The sequence below is a fragment of the Nocardia brasiliensis ATCC 700358 genome (assembly GCF_000250675.2).
Classification (GTDB): domain Bacteria; phylum Actinomycetota; class Actinomycetes; order Mycobacteriales; family Mycobacteriaceae; genus Nocardia; species Nocardia brasiliensis_B.
Map to the genome: position 1 here is coordinate 656,946 of NC_018681.1, position 17,988 is coordinate 674,933.

Sequence of the window (17,988 nt, forward strand, 5' to 3'; positions counted from 1 at the left end):
GATATGGCGGATTCGACGAAATTGCGAAACGCGCTCGGGTTCAAGCTCGCCGGAGCCGCGATGGTGCTGGCGATGGTGGCGATCGTCGCGATCGCGCTGCTGATGTTCGTCGGTGGTTTCACCTCGACGGCGACCGTCATGGTCGATGCGCCGCGCAGCGGCCTGGTACTCGACCCGGACGCCAAGGTGAAGGTGCGCGGCGTGGAGATCGGCCGGGTCGTCGGGATCGAGCAGACCGCCGAGGGCGCCAGTCTGAAACTGGCGGTGAATCCCGATCAGCTGAAATTGGTTCCGGCGAACGCGGGTGTAGATATCCGCTCCACCACCGTCTTCGGCGCGAAGTATGTGAATTTCACGGTGCCCGAACAGCCTTCGGCGACCTCGCTGAAACCCGGTGCGCGGGTGAGCGTGCAGCACGTGACCGTCGAGTTCAACACGCTGTTCCAGCACCTGTCCGACGTGCTGGCCAAGGTCGAGCCGGAGAAGTTGAACGCGACGCTGTCCGCGCTCGGTACCGCGTTGCAGGGCCGCGGCGAGAAGCTCGGTGACCTGCTCGCCCGCAGCGATGCCTACCTGCGCGATATCAACCCGTATCTGCCCACCCTGCAACAGGATCTGGTGCAGACCGGTCAGGTCACCGACCTGTACGCGGACACGGCGCCCGATCTGCTGCGCACCGTGGACAACGCCACCGTCACCAGCCGCGCGCTGGTCGATGAGCAGCAGAGCCTGGACGACGTGCTGGCCAACCTGGTCGGCCTGGCCGACACCACTGGGTCGGTGCTGAAGGAGAACGAGGGCAACCTCGGCACCGCGCTGGATCTGTTGCGGCCCACCACGCAATTGCTGTTCGAATACAACCCCGCGCTCGGCTGCATCATCAACGCGCTCGGCCCGATGATGCCGCTGGCCGAACGGGTATTCGGCGGCGTGCTGCCCGGTATCGGGATGAACACCAACTTCATGTTCGGCGCCAAGCCCTACACCTACCCGGACGACCTGCCGAAGGTGAACGCCACCGGCGGCCCGCATTGCGAGGGCGTGGTCGACCGGGTGCCGAACAGTCATGCCGACTACGTCGTCACCGACACGAATCAGGGAGCTCCGTACGTGCCCAACACGGGTTTCGTGAAGCCCAACTCGGCGCCGAAGGTGTTCCAGCTGCTGTTCGCCGGGTTGCCGGGGGTGGACGCACTGTGAAGAACACCGCGACGACCGTGAAACTGGCCATCTTCACCTTGGTGATGGCGCTGGTTTTCGCCGGGCTGACGGTCGTTTTCAGCCAGATGCGCTTCGCCAGGGAGCACGGCTACCACGCCGTGTTCACCAGCTCGTCGGGCATGCTGCCCGGGGCCAAGGTGCGCATCGCGGGGGTGCCGGTCGGCTCGGTCTCCTCGGTGCGGGTCGGTAAGGACAAGCTGGCGCACGTCGAGTTCGACGTCGACCGCAAGTACCGGTTGCTCACCAGCACCCGGGCCACCATCCGCTACGAAAACCTGGTCGGTGACCGGTATCTGGAGCTGCTGGAGGGCCCGGGCGCCGCGGACGTGCTGCGGGACGGCGGCACCATCGACAAGGACAAGACGGCGCCCGCGCTCGACCTGGACATGCTGCTCGGCGGGTTCCGGCCGTTGCTGCGCGGCCTCGATCCCGCGCAGGTGAACGATCTGACCAGCGCGCTGCTCCAGATCTTCCAGGGCCAGGGCGGCACGCTGGTCTCGCTGCTCAACAGTGGTGGTTCCTTCGCCAAGACGCTGGCCGACCGTGACGAACTGATCGGCAACGTGATCAACAACCTGAACACGGTGTTGCAGACCATCGATCAGCGCGGCGACCAGTTCGCCACCACACTCGATGAATTGCAGCGCCTGATCACGGATCTGGCCGCCGACCGCGATCCGATCGGGGACGCGTTGCCGCGGATCGCCGGGGCCACCAGGGATCTGACCGACCTGCTCGCGCAAGCGCGACCCGATCTGCGCTCCACCATCGAGCAGACCGGGCGGCTGTCGAGCAATCTCGACGACGGCTCCGACACCATCCAATGGGTGCTCGACCGGCTGCCCGACACCTACAAGAAGCTCATCCGCATCGGCGCCTACGGCTCGTTCCTGCAGCTCTACGTCTGCGGGACCAACTTGCTCGTCGACGGGCCGGACGGGCAGCCGTTGCAGGTGAACCTGCCGGGCAAGCAGACGACCGGAAGGTGTGCGCCCGAATGAACGAGCAGCGATCCCGTGTCGTCACCATCGGCATCGTCGGCCTGGTGGTCGCGGTGTGTGTGGCATTGTCGGCCTTGCAGTTCGAGCGGCTGCCGTTCATCCGCGGCGGCGCGAACTACACCGCGTTCTTCGCCGACGCCGGCGGACTGCTGCCCGGCGATCCGGTCCAGGTGGCCGGGGTGCGTACCGGCCGGGTGGACAGCGTGCATCTCGACGGCGACAAGGTGCTGGTGCGTTTCACCCTCGACGAGTCGATCGTGCTCGGCCAGAAGACCGCTGCCGCGATCAAGACCAACACCGTGCTCGGCCGCAAGTCGCTCGAGCTGACGCCGACCGGGCCGGGCGCGCTGCGGCGCGACGACACGATTCCGTTGGACCGCACCACTTCTCCGTACTCGCTCAACGACGCGCTCGGCGATCTCGGCCGCACCGTGCAAGGGCTGGACCTCGAGCAGGTGGACAAGACACTCGACACCCTCTCGGCGACCTTCGCCGACACTCCCGCCCCGCTGCGCGCGGCGCTGGACGGGGTAACGGCGTTGTCCCGCAGCATCAATGCGCGCGACCAGGCGCTGTCCGATCTGCTGGTCCGGGCGCAGAGCGTGACCAAGATCCTGGCCGACCGCAGCAACCAGATCAACATGCTGCTGCTGGACGGCAACAACCTGCTCGGCGAGCTGGACCGGCGGCGCGGCGCGATCGGGCAGCTGATCGTCTACGTCAACGAGGTGGCCAAGCAGCTGTCCGGTCTGGTCAACGACAACGAGGCGCAGCTGAAACCGGCGCTGGACAAACTGAACTCGGTGCTCGGCCTGTTGCAACGCAACAAGCAGAACCTGTCCGACGCGCTCGACAATCTCGGCCCGTACGCCGCGGCCCTCGGCGAGCAGGTCGGCAACGGCCCGTGGTTCAACGCCTATGTCGTCAACGCCACCAGCACCCAGCTGCAGGGCCTGGTGGACGCGCTGGTGTGGCCCGAGCATCTGCCCGATGACCTGCGCAACATCTTCACGCATCCGGCACCGCCGTCGATCGGCCCGTCGATTCAGGAGCCACCGCGATGACCCTCATGGACAAGGCGAAAAAGGTGCCTCGCTGGGCGGTCGTGGTCGCGGGCGCCGTGGTGGTCGCGCTGGTGGCGTTCGGCGCGTACACCGGGATCACGCGGCTCGGCACGACCAGCATCACCGCGTACTTCCCCTCGACCTCGGGCCTGTACAAGGGCGACGAGGTCCGGGTGCTGGGGGTGAAGGTCGGCCGGATCGATTCGATCGATCCCGGCAAGGACCGGGTGAAGGTGCGAGTGACCATCGATCGCGGGATCGACCTGCCCGCGGACGCCCGCGCGGTGATCATCTCGCCGTCGCTGGTCTCGGCGCGGTTCATCCAGCTGGCGCCTGCCTACACCGGCGGCCCGAAAATGGGCGACGGCGCGCAGATTCCGATCGAGCACACCGCGGTGCCGGTGGAGTGGGACGACATCAAGGCCGAACTCTCCAAGCTGGCAACCACTTTGGGCCCGGTGGGCGACGACTCGCAGGGCTCGTTCGGGCGCTTCGTCAACACCGCCGCGGACAATATGGACGGCAACGGGCAGAAACTGCGCGACACGTTGCGTGAACTGTCCGCCACCCTCAACACCCTCTCCGACGGACGCACCGACCTGTTCGGCACCATTCGCAACCTGCAGAAGTTCGTGGATGTGCTCGCGGCGAGCAACGAACAGATCGTGCAGTTCGGCGGCAGGCTCGCCTCGGTCTCCTCGGTGCTGGCCGGCGCCTCCGCGGAACTCGGTGCGGGACTGGACAATCTGGACACCGCATTGGCCGATGTGAAGCGTTTTCTGGAGGGCAGCGGCGCCGAGCTCACCGAGGGCGTGCAGCGGCTGGCCGACGTCACCCAGATCCTGGTGGACAAGCAACCGGAGCTGGAGCGGGTGCTGCACTCGGGCCCGACCGCGCTGGTGAACTTCTACCAGATCTACAAGCCCGCCCAGGGCACGCTCACCGGTGCGGTGGCGCTGAACAATACGGCCGATCCGCTCGGCTTCCTGTGCGGTTCGGTGCGCGCGCTGGAGATCAACCAGTCCGATCGCTCCGCGGATCTCTGCGCGCAATACCTTGCGCCGGTGATCAGTTCGCTCGCCATGAACTACGCGCCGATCCTGCTGAACCCGGCGACCGGTGTGCACGCGTTCCCGGAGCAGCTGAAGTTCAGCCCGCCGAGTCTGGCCGAGCAGGCGCCCGCACCGGGCCCGCCGCCGGTCACTGTGCCGGAAGGCCTTGCCGGACTGGCCATTCCGGGAGGGGGACGATGATGCCGCGCCGGATGACGACGATGGTGCTCGGTCTCGCTGTGCTGCTCGGTGTTTCGGGTTGCGAGTGGGACGGCTTGAACTCGCTGCCGATGCCGGGCACCGAAGGCACGATGGACGGCGCGTACCAGGTGCGCATCCAGATGCCGAATGTGACCACGCTGACCAGGAATTCGCCGGTGCGGGTCGACGACGTGACGGTCGGGACGGTGTCGAACATCGAGGTGGAGGGCTGGCACGCGCTGGTCACCGTCTCGCTGAATCCGAATGTGCACCTGCCGGCCAATGCCGTCGCCAAGATCGGGCAGACCAGCTTGCTCGGCAGCAATCACATCGAGCTCGCCGCTCCCACCGATACCGCTGCGCAGGGACAGTTGAAAGGCGGAGACGTGATTCCGCTGGACCGCGCGGGCGCCTACCCGACGACAGAGCAGGTGCTGTCCTCGCTGTCGGTGGTGCTCAACGGCGGCGGCATCTCCCAGCTGGAGACGATCACCCGCGAACTGAATTCGGCGTTGACCGGGCGCGAGAACGACATCCGCGACCTGCTGCCCCAGCTCGAGACGCTGACCACGGGACTGGACAAGCAGCGCAACGACATCATCGCGGCGATGAGCGGACTCGACCGGCTCGGTGGGCAATTCGCTCAGCAGCGCGACGTGGTCGCCAGGGCGATCGAGCGGATCCATCCCGCGCTCGCCGTGCTCGCCGACCGCAGTGCGAGCATCACCGCGGCGATCAGCGCCCTCGGCGACCTCAGCGACGTCACCGACCGGATCATCACCACGAGCGGTGAGAACCTGAAGGCGAACCTGCGCAGTCTGGCACCGGTGCTGGAGACGCTGGCCGATACCGGGATGAACCTGGTCGAGGCGCTGAAGATCGTCCCCACCTTCCCGTTCCCGATGAAGAACCTGGACAAGGCGATCAAGGGTGACTACTTGAACCTGTTCATCACGGTCGACCTCACCGGGAAGCGGTTGGACAACAACTGGTTGATCGGCACGCCGCTCGGCGGCCGCTTCGGCGGTGTCGAAGGCGTGGTCGGCGGCTTCGCCCCGGATACCGCTACGCAGGCAGGCAATCCGGCGACCGGACCGCTGCTGCCACCGCCGCCCGCCGGACAGCCCGCACCCGCGCTGCCCGGCCTGCCGCCCATCCCCGGCTTGCCCGCGATCCCGGGCCTGACCGTGCCGTTGCCGGGAAACACTGCGCCACAAGGGGGCCCGGGCCGATGACGCTGACCAGATTCGTCCGCACGCAGCTCGCGATCTTCGCCATCTTGACGGTGATCGGCCTGGTGGTGATGGGCGGGGTGTATGTGAAGGTGCCCGCGATGCTGGGCATCGGGCGCTACGACGTCACGGTGCAGCTGGCCGCGACCGGTGGTCTCTATCCCACCGCCAATGTCGCCTACCGCGGCACGAATGTCGGTGTGGTGCAGGATGTCCGGTTGACCACGACGGGGGTCGAGGCGCACCTGTCCATCGACAGCGACTACAAGGTGCCCGCGGACGTCAACGCCTGGGTGCGCAGCGTTTCGGCGGTCGGTGAGCAGTACGTCGATCTGATTCCCGCGGAACGTCCGGTCGGCGGCAACCTGGCCGACGGTTCGGTGATTCCGGTGGGGCGCACCAAGTTGCCGCAGGATGTCGGTACCTTGCTCGACCAGTCCGACCGATTGCTGTCCAGCGTGGCCGACACCCGCCTGCGACAGGTGATCGACGAGGCGTTCAAGGCGTTCAACGGGGCGGGCCCGGATCTGCAGCGGTTCATCGATTCGGCGTCGCTGTTGGTGCAGGAGGCACAGAACAACGCGGAACCGACGAAGAAGCTGCTCGACCAGATCGGGCCGTTGCTGGATACCCAGATCCAGTCCGACGCCGCGATCCGGTCGTGGACCAGTGACCTCGCCACGGTGACCGATCAGCTACGCGCACATGATGTTTCGCTGCGCAATGTGCTGCACGAGGGCCCCTCGGCGATGCAGCGGGTGAACGCGCAGTTCGAATCTTTGCGACCGACCCTGCCGTTGCTGCTGAACAACCTGGTCAGCACCGGACAGGTCGGCGTGACGTATCACGCTGGGCTGGAACAACTTCTGGTGGTGTTCCCGCCGCTGATCGCGGCGCTGCGGACGGTCATCCGCGGACCCGCGGAGTACGGCGCCATGGTCGACTTCGGGACCGTGGTCAACGATCCGCCCGCGTGTACCACCGGATTCCTGCCCACCGATCAATGGCGCTCGCCGAGCGAACTCGATTCGCTGCCCTCACCGCGTGGCCTGTATTGCAAGGTGCCGCAGGACTCGCCGATCCAGGTGCGCGGCATCCGCAATACGCCGTGCGCGGAATTCCCCGGTCGTCGCGCGCCGACGCCCGAACTGTGCCGCACCGGTTATGTTCCGGAGGGCAACAACCCGCCGTTCGGCCCCGTACAGCCCGTGGCGCCCGCCGCCGCGCCGCCCGCGGAGGTTCCGGCGCAGACCGCACCCGCCGCGTACGGCACCGGGACACCGGCGGCCGCGCGATCCTACGACCCGTCCACCGGTCAGTACATCGGTCCGGACGGACGCACGTACCGACAGGGCGATATCGGACCGAGCGGTTCGGGCACGGTACCGTCGAGCTGGCAGGCGATGCTCGAGGAGCAGCAACGATGACTGATAGCAACGGAGATCAGCGGCGCACCCGGCGACGTGCCGTGCGCTCGGTGGGGCCACCGGCCGACGAGTCGGCGGCTCCCGGTGTGACATCGATACCGGCCGAACCGGCGAAGGCCGGTGTGCCGGTGCGTGCGGCGTCGTCCGGTCCCGGGAGCGACCGCGTGCCGACGCCGGACGACGCCGTGGTCGCGGACGCCGGAACAATCGATCCAGGCACGGCGGCCGACGCCGAAACCGGCACGGCGGCCACCGTCGAAACTGCAGATAATAAGACGGCGGACGTCGAAACCGTGGAACTCGGCAAAACAACGAGTACGAGCGCAATCGAGCCCGATGCGTCGCCGGCCGACACGACCGAGTCGAAGTCGCGTCGCGGCGTAGGCCGCATCCTCGCCTTCGCGGCGGCCGCCGTCCTGGTGCTCGCGCTGGTGGTCGGTGCGGGACTGTCGGTGGTCAAAGCTCGTTCGATCGACGCCCGCGACGAGCGGCGCACCGAATTCGTGCAGACCGCCAGGCAGGCCGCCCTGAATCTGACCACCATCCGCGCCGATTCGGCCAAGCAGGACATCGATCGGATCCTCGCGGTGGCCTCGGGCCAGTTCAAGAGCGAGTTCGACGGGCGGGTCGATCCGTTCCTGAATGTCGTGCAGCAGGCCAAGATCGTCTCCAACGGCGAGGTCGTCGAGGCGGCACTGGAAAGCGATGACGTGGACTCGGCGCAGGTGCTGGTGGCGGTCAAGCAGACCCTGACCAACGCGGGCCAGGAGGGCCCGCAGACGCGGCTCTACCGTTTCCGGATCACCGTGAGCCGGGGCGACGCCGGGTTGACCGCATCCAAGGTGGAGTTCGTCGGATGACAATGCGCAGCAAGATCCTGTTGGCGGGCGCGAGTGTGGTCGCGGTGGCGGCACTGATCGTGCTCGGCGTCAACGGATTCCGGATCTGGAACGACGATCGGGCGGAACAGGCCCGCAAGGACGCGGTGGCCGCGGCCGATCGGTCGGTGTCGGCGATGTTCACCTACGACTATCAGACGGTGGACAAGGAACTGCCCAAGGCGGCCGACAACCTGTCGCCGAAGTTCCGCGACGACTATCTGAAGCTGATCACCCAGGCGATCGCGCCCGGTGCGAAGGAGAAGCAGCTCACGGTGCACGCCACCACCCAGGCGGCCGGCATCGTGTCCGCGGACAAGTCCGAGGTGGTCGTGCTGCTGTTCGTCAATCAGGTGACCACCAGCAAGGATTCACCGCAGGGCACCACCACCGGCAGCCGAGTCAAGGCGACGGTGCAGAAGGACGGCGACCGCTGGCTGGTCGACCAGGTCACGCCGGTCTGAGCCCGCGCGGCAGCCGGACCGTGAACGTGGTGCCGATGCCCTCGACGCTCTGTACGCGCACCGTGCCGCCGTGCGCGGTGACCAGCGCCTGGACGATGGACAGGCCCAGGCCGGTGCCGCCGCTGCTGCGGGTGCGCGAGCCGTCGGTGCGGTAGAAGCGTTCGAAGACGTGCTCGGCCTCCTCGGGTGGCAGGCCGGGGCCGGTATCGGCGACCTCCAGCACGATGTCGTCGGCGGTCGGGGTGAGCCGGACCGCGACGGCGGCCTCCGGCGGCGTGTGCGTGAGTGCGTTGTTGAGCAGGTTGGTCAGCACCTGACGGAGCCGGGTCTCGTCGCCGACGATCTCCAGAGTGCCCTCGCCGGACTGTATTTCGAGTTCGATGCGCCGCCGCGGACCCGCCGGATCGGCCGCCGCGGCCAAGGCGCGGGCGCCGTGCACGGCGTCGCTGGCCACGGCGAGCAGATCCACCACCCCCTGTTCCAGCGGACGTTGGGCGTCCAGCCTGGCCAGCATCAGCAGATCTTCGACCAGGATGCCCATCCGCTGGGACTCCCGTTCGATGCGGTCCATGAACAGATCGGGCTCGCCGGTCGCGCCCTGCCGATACAGCTCGGCGAAACCGCGAATGGTGGTGAGCGGGGTGCGCAATTCGTGGCTGGCATCGGCGATGAACTGGCGCATCTTCGCCTCGGAGTGCCGGGCGGCCGCCTCGGATGCCTCGGTCTTGGCGAAGGCCTGCTGGATCTGCGCGAGCATGCCGTTCAGCGACCGGGACAGGCTGTCGACCTCGGTGTTGGTGCCGCGCACCGGAACTCGTCTGTACAGGTCACCGCGGGCGATCGCGGCGGCGGTGCTCTCGACCCGGCGCAGCGGGCGCAGGCTGCGCCGGATGACGAAATAGGCGACCAGTGCGAGCGCGGCCAGCACCGTCAGCCCGACGACCAGTTGCAGCACGACCAGGCGATGCACGGTGTCGTTGTTCTGGGTGAGCGGCAGCGCCACGGTCGTGGTGCCGTCCGGGGCGCGCAGCGTCAACGCTCGCCACTGGACCGGCCCGCCGGCCGTCGAACCCACGGTGATCGGTCCCCGCGGTAAATTCTCCGGCAGCGCGGGCTCACCCTCGACACCGAAAGCCTTGATGAAGAACGTCCGGCCGTCCGTGCTGGTGGAATGCACGTAGAACTGGCTCGGCGCGTGCCGCGGGTCCGGTGGCAGCACCGGCGGCGGTGGCATCCGGGCCCGGCGTGACCATTCGATCACGCCTTCGCGCAACTGCTGATCGGTGCGGTTGGTCAGCGACTGCTCGAGCCCGGAGGTGACCACCGCGCCCGAGATGAGCAGGCCGAGCCCGGCGGTGAGCACGAGCACCACCATCAAGGTCACCCGCAACGGGACGGCCGACAGCGCGGCGGCGGCCTTGGCGCGAATCCTCCCGATCCGCCCCAGGCTCATTTCCCGGCCGACCGGCTGCGGCTCGGTGCGCGCATCACATAGCCGACGCCACGCAGGGTGTGAATGAGCCGCTCGGAGCCGGTGTCGACCTTCTTGCGCAGATACGACACATAGGTCTCGACCACGCCGACCTCACCGCCGAAGTCGTAGCGCCACACGTGATCCAGGATGCGCGGCTTGCTCAGCACGGTGCCCGCGTTGACCATGAAATAGCGCAGCAGCGTGAATTCGGTGGGCGACAGCGCGACCGGCTCGCCCGCCTTCCACACTTCGTGCGTGTCGTCGTCCAGCTCGATGTCCTCGAACCGGAGCCGCGAATTATCCCGTTGCGGCGCGGTGTGCCCGGCCCGGCGCAGGATCACCCGCAGCCGTGCGACCACCTCCTCCAGGCTGAACGGCTTGGTGACGTAGTCGTCGGCGCCGAGGGTGAGCCCGGTGATCTTGTCCTGCATCTCGTCGCGCGCGGTCAGGAACAGCACGGGGGAGTCGATGCCGTCGGCGCGCAGCCGGCGCAACAGGCCGAACCCGTCCATGCCCGGCATCATCACGTCCACGATCAGCGCCTGCGGCCGGAAGGTGCGCGCCTTGTCCAGCGCCTGCGCGCCATCGGCCGCGGTGTCCACCGCGAAGCCCTGGTAGCGCAGGCTGACCGCGAGCAGTTCGACGATCATCGGCTCGTCGTCTACCACCAGCACCCGCGCCTCGGGTGCCTGCTCCGCAGGCGCACCACTCATGGGCTTCATGGTCCGTCATCCTCCTGCGAAGTCGCTGGACCAAACCTGGGTGATTCCTGTGAACGGAATTCAGCGGGTGGGTTGACGTTCCTCCGGGTAGACGTCGTCGTCGGAGAGCAGGGCGCTGCCCGCGACCTGATCCTGGGCCAGGGCCTCGAGGAACGCGCGGGCCCAGCGGTCCACGTCGTGGGCGAGCACCTGCCGGCGCAGCGAGCGCATCCGGCGGCGTTTGGTGTCGCGGTCGTCCTCGATCGCGGAGACGATCGCGTCCTTCACGCTGTCCAGGTCGTGCGGGTTGCACAGATAGGCCTGGCGCAATTCGGCTGCCGCGCCGGTGAATTCGCTCAGCACCAGGGCACCGTTGAGGCCGCTGTGGCAGGCGACGTACTCCTTGGCGACCAGGTTCATACCGTCGCGCAGCGGCGTCACCAGCATGACGTCGGCGGCGACGAAGAAGGCGATCAGCTCGTCCCGCGGGATCGGACGGTGCAGGTAGTGCACCACCGGGTAGCCGACCCGGGCGAACTCGCCGTTGATCCGGCCGACCTGGCGCTCGATATCGCCGCGCATCTGGATGTAGCTCTCCACCCGCTCCCGGCTCGGCGTGGCCAGCTGCACCATGACCGTCTCCGCCGGATCGATCCGCTGCTCGAGCAGCAGCTCCTCCAGCGCGTTGAGCCGGATATCGATGCCCTTGGTGTAGTCCAGCCGGTCGACACCGAGCAGGATGGTCTTCGGATTGCCCAGCTCCGCACGGATTTTCGCGGCCCGCTCGCGGATCGAACGACGGCGCGAATGCTCGTCGAGCTCGGCGGAGGAGATCGAGATCGGGAACGCGCCCACCCGCACCGTACGGAAGCCGACCTGTACGACACCGAGTTTGGAACGGACGCCGATGGTGCCGCGCGACGTCGGCTGACCCGCCAGCCTGCGCGCCAGATACAGGAAGTTCTGCGCGCCGCCGGGCAGATGGAAGCCGATCAGGTCGGCGCCGAGCAGACCCTCCACGATCTCGGTACGCCACGGCATCTGCATGAACAGCTCGACCGGTGGGAACGGGATGTGCAGGAAGAAACCGATGGTCAGATCGGGCCGCAGCATGCGCAGCATCTTGGGCACCAGCTGCAACTGGTAGTCCTGCACCCAGACGGTGGCGCCCTCCGCCGCCACCTTCGCGGTCGCTTCGGCGAAGCGCCGGTTCACCGTGACGTAGGCGGCCCACCACTTGCGGTCGTAGACCGGCCGCACGATCACATCGTGATACAGCGGCCACAGCGTGCCGTTGGAGAAGCCCTCGTAATAGTCGGCGACCTCCTCCGCCGACAGCGGCACCGGATGCAGTTCCAGGCCGTCCTCGATGATCGGATCGACATCCGCGTCCGGCACCCCGGCCCAGCCGACCCACGCGCCCTTGTTGTTGCGCAACACCGGTTCCAGCGCGGTGACCAGGCCGCCGGGGCTGCGTTTCCACCGGCTCGTCCCGTCCGGCAGCCGCTCCAGGTCGACCGGAAGCCGATTGGCCACCACCACGAAGCCGGAACCGGATTCGGCGGGGCCGACGGGGGTTTGCGAGTTGTCGGCGGGGGTTTCTAGGGCGGGTTCGGAGCCGTCGGACGAAGTCATCTGGTCCACTCACGCATCCTTTGCGCGTCGCTGGGTCCCACAGGATCTGGGTAGCTCGACGTCGCCGTTGGCGTCGAAGATAAGTACGGGTTATTCGACCCGGGAGCTGGGGCCGATGCCGAGCATCGACAACAGCATCCGGCACTCGTCGGCGTCCTCCGCATAGGCGGCGACCACGCGCTGAGCCTGTCGTGCGGTCTCGTCGGCCAGTGGTTCCAGATCATCGTCCGCGATGTCGTTCGCGCTGCCCTTCGCGGCCATCTTCAAGTCCTCCCGGTTCACTACGCTCGTACGTGCGAATAGTCAATGGTATCTGGCGCCGCCAGGAGCGGGTGGTACCCGCGTCACACCGGCCCCCGGCCGGGTGTGCCGCCCCCGCTCGCCCCTATACCGTGGGGGACAGCAGCAACTCCACGAAAGGGTCGATATGCCGCTGGCCACGGTGAACGGAATTTCCCTCAACTACCAGGTCAAAGGTGACCGTGCGCGGGGTACCGATGTCAAGGGGTCGGGGCCGCTTGTGGTCATGATCATGGGCACCGGCAGCCCCGGGCGGGTGTGGGAACTGCACCAGGTGCCCGCACTGGTCGCCGCCGGCTACCGGGTCTGCACCTTCGACAACCGCGGCATCGCGCCCTCCTACGAGGCGGCCGACGGCATGACGATCGACCAGTTGGTCGCCGACACCGCCGGGCTGATCGAACTGCTCGACGAGGGCCCGGCGCTGGTCGTCGGCACCTCGATGGGTGCGCGGGTGGCTCAGGAATTGGCGTTGGCCCGGCCCGAACTCGTGCGCAAGGCCGTCTTCATGGCCGGCCACGGGCGGCTCGACCAGTTCCAGAAGACCCTCTCGCTCGGCGAACACGAACTCGACGCCGGCGGCGTCAAGCTGCCGGCCAAGTACGAGGCCGCGGTGACCGCCGTGATGAACCTCTCGCCCGCGACGATGGCCGAACCGAACTCGGCCCGCGACTGGCTCGACCTGTTCGAATTCACCGGCGGCCCGGTGCCGCCGGGCATCCGCGCCCAGCGCCGGATGGATCACGACTTCGAGCGGGTGCAGGCCTACCGCGCGATCACCGTGCCGTGCCTGTCCGTCGGCTTCGCCGACGACCGGATGATCCCGCCCTACCTGTCCAGGGAGATTGCCGAGGTGATTCCCGGTGCGCGCTACCAAGAAGTCCCCGATGCGGGCCACTTCGGCTACCTGGAACAGCCGGAAACGGTCAACAAGATCCTGCTTGATTTTTTCGCGAGCTGAGTTCTCACCGCCAGAGGTAACCGCCCAGGCGTAACGTCTGCCTTGCTAGGGTCGAAACTACGCTCGGGACTCTAACGGTGCGGACGTCCGTGGAACCTCGGTTCATCGGGCCTGTGCCGGGTGAACCACGAGCGGTCCCGTACATAGCGCCAGTATCCAGTGAGGTGAAATTGAGCACCAACCCCTTCGATGACGAAGACGGCCGCTTCTTCGTCCTGGTCAACGACGAAGAGCAGCACTCCCTGTGGCCCGCCTTCGCGGAGGTCCCGGCCGGATGGCGTGTTGTGTTCGGTGAGGACAGCCGGGCCGCCTGCGTCGAGTACGTCGAGAAGAACTGGACGGATATGCGTCCGAAGAGCCTGCGTGACGCGATGGCCGCCGACGATGCGGCCCGCCAGGGCGCCCAGTCCTGATCCGCGGTATCTGATACTGCGCCGGGACATTTGATCGATCGCCGTCTGCGTGACACCGCAATGCCGGTGTCACGCAGTCGGCGTGCCCGGTTATGATGGCAACCGCTTTCGAGCGGACCCGCCTCCTTAGCTCAGTGGTAGAGCACTCGCCTTGTAAGCGAAAGGTCGTCAGTTCAATCCTGACAGGGGGCTCGAGACGAGCGCGTCTGTAACGGCGCGCTCGTTCGGTCGGTAGAGGCCCTGCCTGATTTGTAAGCGAAAGGTCGTCAGTTCAATCCTGACAAGGGGCTCCGAGTAGATAGGCGCGTCGGTTTCGGCGCGCCTATCGGCGTGCTTGGGACATGGTGCGGACGTAGTGCTCGGGTAGGGCGCGGACGTATTGGGGGCAAGACGGCGGCGAGAGTTGTCGTACCTGCCTGGTAGTTGTGGTGGCAGCGGTTGGGGTCGACCGCGTGTGAAACGGAGGGGAAAACCGATGCGCCCGAGCACGAGTCAGTTGATCAACGACATCTGTGACGAACTGGAGCGGATGCCGGAGGGCTACGGGTTGCCGGTGTGGCCGCCGCGGGAAGAGTCGGCCGAGGCGCCGAAAAGGGTGACCAGGCAACCTGTTTCGGCGCCCGGCCACCCTTGGGTCAAACATCATGTGCGACGGGCTCAGTCGGGCACGTTCGCTCCGTAGCCGAGGTCGCGCAGCGCCTGCTTGATCCTGATCTGTGCGTCGTCCATGGATTCGGGCGACGGGTCGGTGTCCGCGCCCGAGATGTCGAAGTCGCCCATGGTGAACGCCGGGAAGACATGGACATGCAGGTGCGGCACCTCCAGTCCGGCGACGAGCAGGCCCGCGCGCGGCGCATCCCATGCCTGCCGCACCGCCTGCCCGATCTTCTGGGCGACGGCGGTCAACCTGGCGAACGTCTCGGTATCGACGTCCTGCCACTGATCGATCTCCTTGCGGGGCACCACGAGGGTGTGTCCCGTGGTGACCGGGGCGATCGTGAGGAAGCCGACGAATTCGTCGTCCTCCCACACGAATCGACCCGGGAGCTGACCGGCGATGATCGCGCTGAAGACAGAAGCCATACAGCGCAGACTAGTCCGGCCCGGCGCGGACTACACCGACACGAAGTGCGACAGGATGCCCTGCACCTCGTAGATGTCCACCTGACGGTTGAACCGTTTCTGCAACGGATCGGGATTGCCGGAGATCCAGATGGCGAGCTCGGCGTCCAGATCGAAGGTGCCCGCGGTCTCCACCGAGAAATGCGTGATCGCCCGGTACGGAATGCTGTGATAGCTCACCTTGCGTCCGGTCATGCCCTGCTTGTCGACCAGGATCAGGCGGCGATTGGTGAACAGGATGGCGTCACGCACCAGCAGGTACGCGGCATAGATCTGTTCGCCCTCACCCATCAGTTTCGCGTATTCCTGTTGTGCCCGACCGGGATCGATCCGTCCGGCATTGCCCATGATTCCGTCGATCAGGCCCATCGTTTCCCCGTCCTTCGCACGATCTGGGTGTGGCAGGCCCGCGGCGGTATGCCGGAACCGTCCCCCTTCCATGATGCGCGTCGCGAAGCTGATATTCGATGGTCGCCTATCGTTCATGAGCCGAGGCGTGGCTTCCTGCGGCTTCACCTAAGCTGTCTGCCGTGCGCGTACTCGTCATCGGTTCCGGAGCCCGTGAACATGCCCTCGTCCTTGCGCTGCGCAGGGACCCCGCGGTGACGGGGATCGTCGCCGCCCCGGGCAACGCTGGCATCGCCCAGCACGCGCAGACCCGGCCGGTTGATCCGTGCTCCGCGGAGGCCGTGGTCGCGCTGGCCACCGACGTGGCGGCAGACCTGGTGGTGATCGGTCCCGAGGTGCCCCTGGTGCTCGGTGTGGCCGACGCGGTGCGGGCCGCGGGTATCGCCTGTTTCGGCCCGTCGGCCGCGGCCGCGCGGATCGAGGGCTCGAAGGCCTTCGCCAAGGATGTGATGGCGGCGGCGGAGGTGCGCACCGCGCACAGCGAGATCGTGGACAATCCCGCCGACCTCGACGCGGCACTGGACCGCTTCGGCCCGACCTGGGTGGTGAAGGACGACGGCCTGGCCGCGGGCAAGGGCGTGGTGGTCACCGCCGACCGGTCGGCGGCCCGCGATCACGGTGCCGAACTGCTCGAACAGGGCCATCCGGTGCTGCTGGAATCGTTCCTGGACGGGCCGGAAGTCTCGCTGTTCTGTCTGGTCGACGGCGAGACGGTGGTGCCGTTGCTGCCCGCGCAGGACCACAAGCGGGTCGGTGACGGCGACACCGGTCCGAACACCGGCGGCATGGGCGCGTACACACCGCTGCCCTGGCTGTCCCCGGACGCGGTAACCGCGATTGTCGAAGACGTGGTGAAACCCGTTGCCGCCGAACTGGTTCGGCGCGGCAGCGGCTTCTCCGGACTGCTGTACGCGGGCCTCGCGATGGGGGTCGCCGGGCCCGCCGTGGTCGAATTCAATTGCCGCTTCGGCGATCCCGAGACCCAGGCGGTGCTCGCCCTGCTGGAGAGCCCGCTCGGTGAACTGCTCAACGCCACCGCGACCGGCACCCTGGCCGAGGTCGAGCCGCCGCGCTGGCGGGACGGTTCGGCGATCACGGTGGTCGTCGCGGCCGAGAACTACCCGGGCCGCCCGCGCATCGGCGATGTGATCTCCGGCGCCGGTGACGGTGCGCTCGACGACACCGCGGCGGTGCTGCACGCGGGCACCGCGTTACGCGAAGACGGCGCGCTGATCTCGGCGGGCGGCCGGGTGCTCAACGTCGTCGGTGTGGGCGCCGACCTGGCCGAGGCGCGAACCAACGCCTACGCGCGGATCACCGCGATCAAGCTGCCGGGCAGTCACTACCGCACCGATATCGGTCTCGCCGCGGTGGAAGACCGCATCGCCGTGCCGGACCGCGCCTCCGCGAATTCGGGCCAGACCCGGGAGGCGTAGCGGCCTCAGCCGAAGTTCAGGCCGTGCACCGCCAGCCATTGGCGGGGGTCCACGTGCTGACCGCCGACGATGACCTCGAAGTGCAGGTGCGGGCCGGTAGAGTCGCCGCGGTTGCCCATGCGCGCGATCTGCATACCCGCGGGGACGCGCTCGCCGCGGGACACGAAGAAGTCGTACATGTGCCCGTACACGGTGATCGAGCCGTCGTCGTGCCGGATGCGCACCCACAGCCCGAATCCTTCGGCGGGGCCCGCGTCGATGACGGTGCCGTTGGCGACCGCGTAGATCGGCGTGCCGATCGGGCCCGCGATGTCGATGCCGTTGTGGAAGGTGCCCCAGCGCGAACCGAACCCGGAGGTGAACACGCCGCGTGCGGGCATGACGAAACCGCCCATGCCGGGCAGCACCGCGCCGGGATTCGGGAGGGTGCCGCCCGCCATCCACGGTTGGTATTCGCCCGCCGCCGCGGCGGCGGCTTCGGCCTTGGCACGCTCCAGGGTGGCTCGCGCGGCGGCTGCCACCACGGCTTGTTCGCGCAGGCGTTCACCGTTGGCGATGGCGTTCAGGTAGCGGCGTACCGAGGGTGGTGTGGTCTGCATCTGCAAGGGATAGGCCACCGCCACGCGCTGTACGTGGTCCACGTCGGGAAGTTGATCGCTGATGGTGCCGGTGTAGGCGGTGTCGCCCGCGGCGAACACGGCGGTGGCCGCCAGCCCGGCCAGCAGCACGCGATGCTTGCGCAGCAGCGCGAGTAGTTTGTCCCGATCGGGTCGCCGCTGTGCCCACAGTTCGGGTAACTCGGCCCGTCGCCGCCACAGTTCCCGAGGGTCGGGCCGGTGTCGCAGCAGCTCACCTAGTTTCACTCGATCGAACAGCACGCGGATGCCCCGGACGGGTTTCTCCCGCATCCGGGCACGCCAATCCGGCGGAATGACCACGATGCCGCCCACTCCGCGCACCCGGTCGAGGCCGGCTCGTCGAGCATTCTCGAGCATCAA

The 17,988-nt window shown here is 67.6% G+C and carries 18 protein-coding genes and 1 tRNA gene; 12 read left to right on the forward strand and 7 right to left on the reverse strand.

Features of this window, described 5'->3' with window-relative positions; all coding sequences use genetic code 11:
• The first annotated feature begins 3 nt into the window (after positions 1–3).
• From O3I_RS03000 to O3I_RS03035, 8 genes are read left to right on the forward strand one after another with little or no spacing between them, the layout of a single operon-like run.
• On the forward strand, positions 4–1,200 hold the full coding sequence (locus tag O3I_RS03000; RefSeq protein ID WP_014981416.1) for an MCE family protein: 1,197 nt from the start codon (positions 4–6) through the stop codon (positions 1,198–1,200).
• Positions 1,197–2,222, forward strand: a complete 1,026-nt coding sequence (locus O3I_RS03005) for an MCE family protein (RefSeq protein WP_014981417.1) — start codon at positions 1,197–1,199, stop codon at positions 2,220–2,222. The genes O3I_RS03000 and O3I_RS03005 overlap by 4 nt, the downstream gene beginning before the upstream one ends.
• The gene (locus O3I_RS03010) at positions 2,219–3,286 is read left to right on the forward strand and encodes an MCE family protein (protein ID WP_014981418.1); all 1,068 of its coding nucleotides are present in this window, start codon (positions 2,219–2,221) and stop codon (positions 3,284–3,286) included. Before O3I_RS03005 ends, O3I_RS03010 begins: the two co-directional genes overlap by 4 nt.
• The gene (locus tag O3I_RS03015; RefSeq protein WP_014981419.1) at positions 3,283–4,539 is read left to right on the forward strand and encodes an MCE family protein; all 1,257 of its coding nucleotides are present in this window, start codon (positions 3,283–3,285) and stop codon (positions 4,537–4,539) included. Before O3I_RS03010 ends, O3I_RS03015 begins: the two co-directional genes overlap by 4 nt.
• A complete protein-coding gene (locus tag O3I_RS03020) occupies positions 4,536–5,774 on the forward strand; it encodes an MCE family protein (protein ID WP_014981420.1) in 1,239 nt (412 codons plus the stop codon). Before O3I_RS03015 ends, O3I_RS03020 begins: the two co-directional genes overlap by 4 nt.
• Positions 5,771–7,198, forward strand: a complete 1,428-nt coding sequence (locus tag O3I_RS03025; protein ID WP_014981421.1) for an MCE family protein — start codon at positions 5,771–5,773, stop codon at positions 7,196–7,198. Before O3I_RS03020 ends, O3I_RS03025 begins: the two co-directional genes overlap by 4 nt.
• Positions 7,195–8,058, forward strand: coding sequence for a hypothetical protein (locus O3I_RS43515; protein WP_014981422.1), 864 nt, complete (start codon positions 7,195–7,197; stop codon positions 8,056–8,058). The genes O3I_RS03025 and O3I_RS43515 overlap by 4 nt, the downstream gene beginning before the upstream one ends.
• A gap of 2 nt (positions 8,059–8,060) precedes the next feature.
• Positions 8,061–8,540, forward strand: a complete 480-nt coding sequence (locus O3I_RS03035) for a hypothetical protein (RefSeq protein WP_014981423.1) — start codon at positions 8,061–8,063, stop codon at positions 8,538–8,540.
• Here O3I_RS03035 and O3I_RS03040 read toward each other — a convergent pair.
• From O3I_RS03040 to O3I_RS45330, 4 genes are all read right to left on the reverse strand, one after another.
• On the reverse strand, positions 8,527–9,993 hold the full coding sequence (locus O3I_RS03040) for a sensor histidine kinase (RefSeq protein WP_014981424.1): 1,467 nt from the start codon (positions 9,991–9,993) through the stop codon (positions 8,527–8,529). The genes O3I_RS03035 and O3I_RS03040 overlap by 14 nt on opposite strands.
• Positions 9,990–10,727: a response regulator transcription factor gene (locus tag O3I_RS03045; RefSeq protein WP_041562379.1), complete on the reverse strand. Its 738-nt coding sequence runs from the start codon at positions 10,725–10,727 to the stop codon at positions 9,990–9,992. Before O3I_RS03045 ends, O3I_RS03040 begins: the two co-directional genes overlap by 4 nt.
• Positions 10,728–10,796: 69 nt before the next feature.
• Positions 10,797–12,350 carry an alpha,alpha-trehalose-phosphate synthase (UDP-forming) gene (locus O3I_RS03050; RefSeq protein WP_051066882.1) on the reverse strand — a complete coding sequence of 518 codons (1,554 nt, stop codon included), beginning with the start codon at positions 12,348–12,350 and terminating at the stop codon, positions 10,797–10,799.
• A 90-nt stretch (positions 12,351–12,440) separates the two neighbouring features.
• Positions 12,441–12,611 carry a hypothetical protein gene (locus O3I_RS45330; RefSeq protein WP_014981427.1) on the reverse strand — a complete coding sequence of 57 codons (171 nt, stop codon included), beginning with the start codon at positions 12,609–12,611 and terminating at the stop codon, positions 12,441–12,443.
• 166 nt (positions 12,612–12,777) lie between these two features.
• Here O3I_RS45330 and O3I_RS03060 point away from each other — a divergent pair, with 166 nt between their 5' ends.
• The 3 genes from O3I_RS03060 (at position 12,778) to O3I_RS03070 (ending at position 14,216) form a co-directional block, all read left to right on the forward strand.
• Positions 12,778–13,611, forward strand: a complete 834-nt coding sequence (locus tag O3I_RS03060; RefSeq protein ID WP_014981428.1) for an alpha/beta fold hydrolase — start codon at positions 12,778–12,780, stop codon at positions 13,609–13,611.
• Between the two features lie 170 nt (positions 13,612–13,781).
• Positions 13,782–14,024 (forward strand): MbtH family protein, encoded by a 243-nt coding sequence (locus tag O3I_RS03065; protein ID WP_011207082.1) that lies wholly within the window; start codon positions 13,782–13,784, stop codon positions 14,022–14,024.
• Between the two features lie 120 nt (positions 14,025–14,144).
• Positions 14,145–14,216 (forward strand) — tRNA-Thr (locus O3I_RS03070).
• Positions 14,217–14,681: 465 nt separating this feature from the next.
• Here the strand turns inward: O3I_RS03070 and O3I_RS03075 are convergent.
• A complete protein-coding gene (locus O3I_RS03075) occupies positions 14,682–15,107 on the reverse strand; it encodes an HIT family protein (RefSeq protein ID WP_014981430.1) in 426 nt (141 codons plus the stop codon).
• A gap of 30 nt (positions 15,108–15,137) precedes the next feature.
• Entirely contained in the window at positions 15,138–15,515 is a 378-nt protein-coding gene (locus O3I_RS03080; RefSeq protein WP_014981431.1) for a PH domain-containing protein, read from the reverse strand.
• 161 nt (positions 15,516–15,676) lie between these two features.
• On the opposite strand from O3I_RS03080, the gene purD reads away from it, so the two are divergent.
• Positions 15,677–16,990 (forward strand): phosphoribosylamine--glycine ligase, encoded by a 1,314-nt coding sequence (gene purD, locus O3I_RS03085; protein ID WP_014981432.1) that lies wholly within the window; start codon positions 15,677–15,679, stop codon positions 16,988–16,990.
• A 5-nt stretch (positions 16,991–16,995) separates the two neighbouring features.
• On the opposite strand, the gene O3I_RS03090 is transcribed toward purD, so the two are convergent.
• Positions 16,996–17,985, reverse strand: coding sequence for a M23 family metallopeptidase (locus O3I_RS03090; RefSeq protein WP_014981433.1), 990 nt, complete (start codon positions 17,983–17,985; stop codon positions 16,996–16,998).
• Positions 17,986–17,988: the final 3 nt, after the last annotated feature.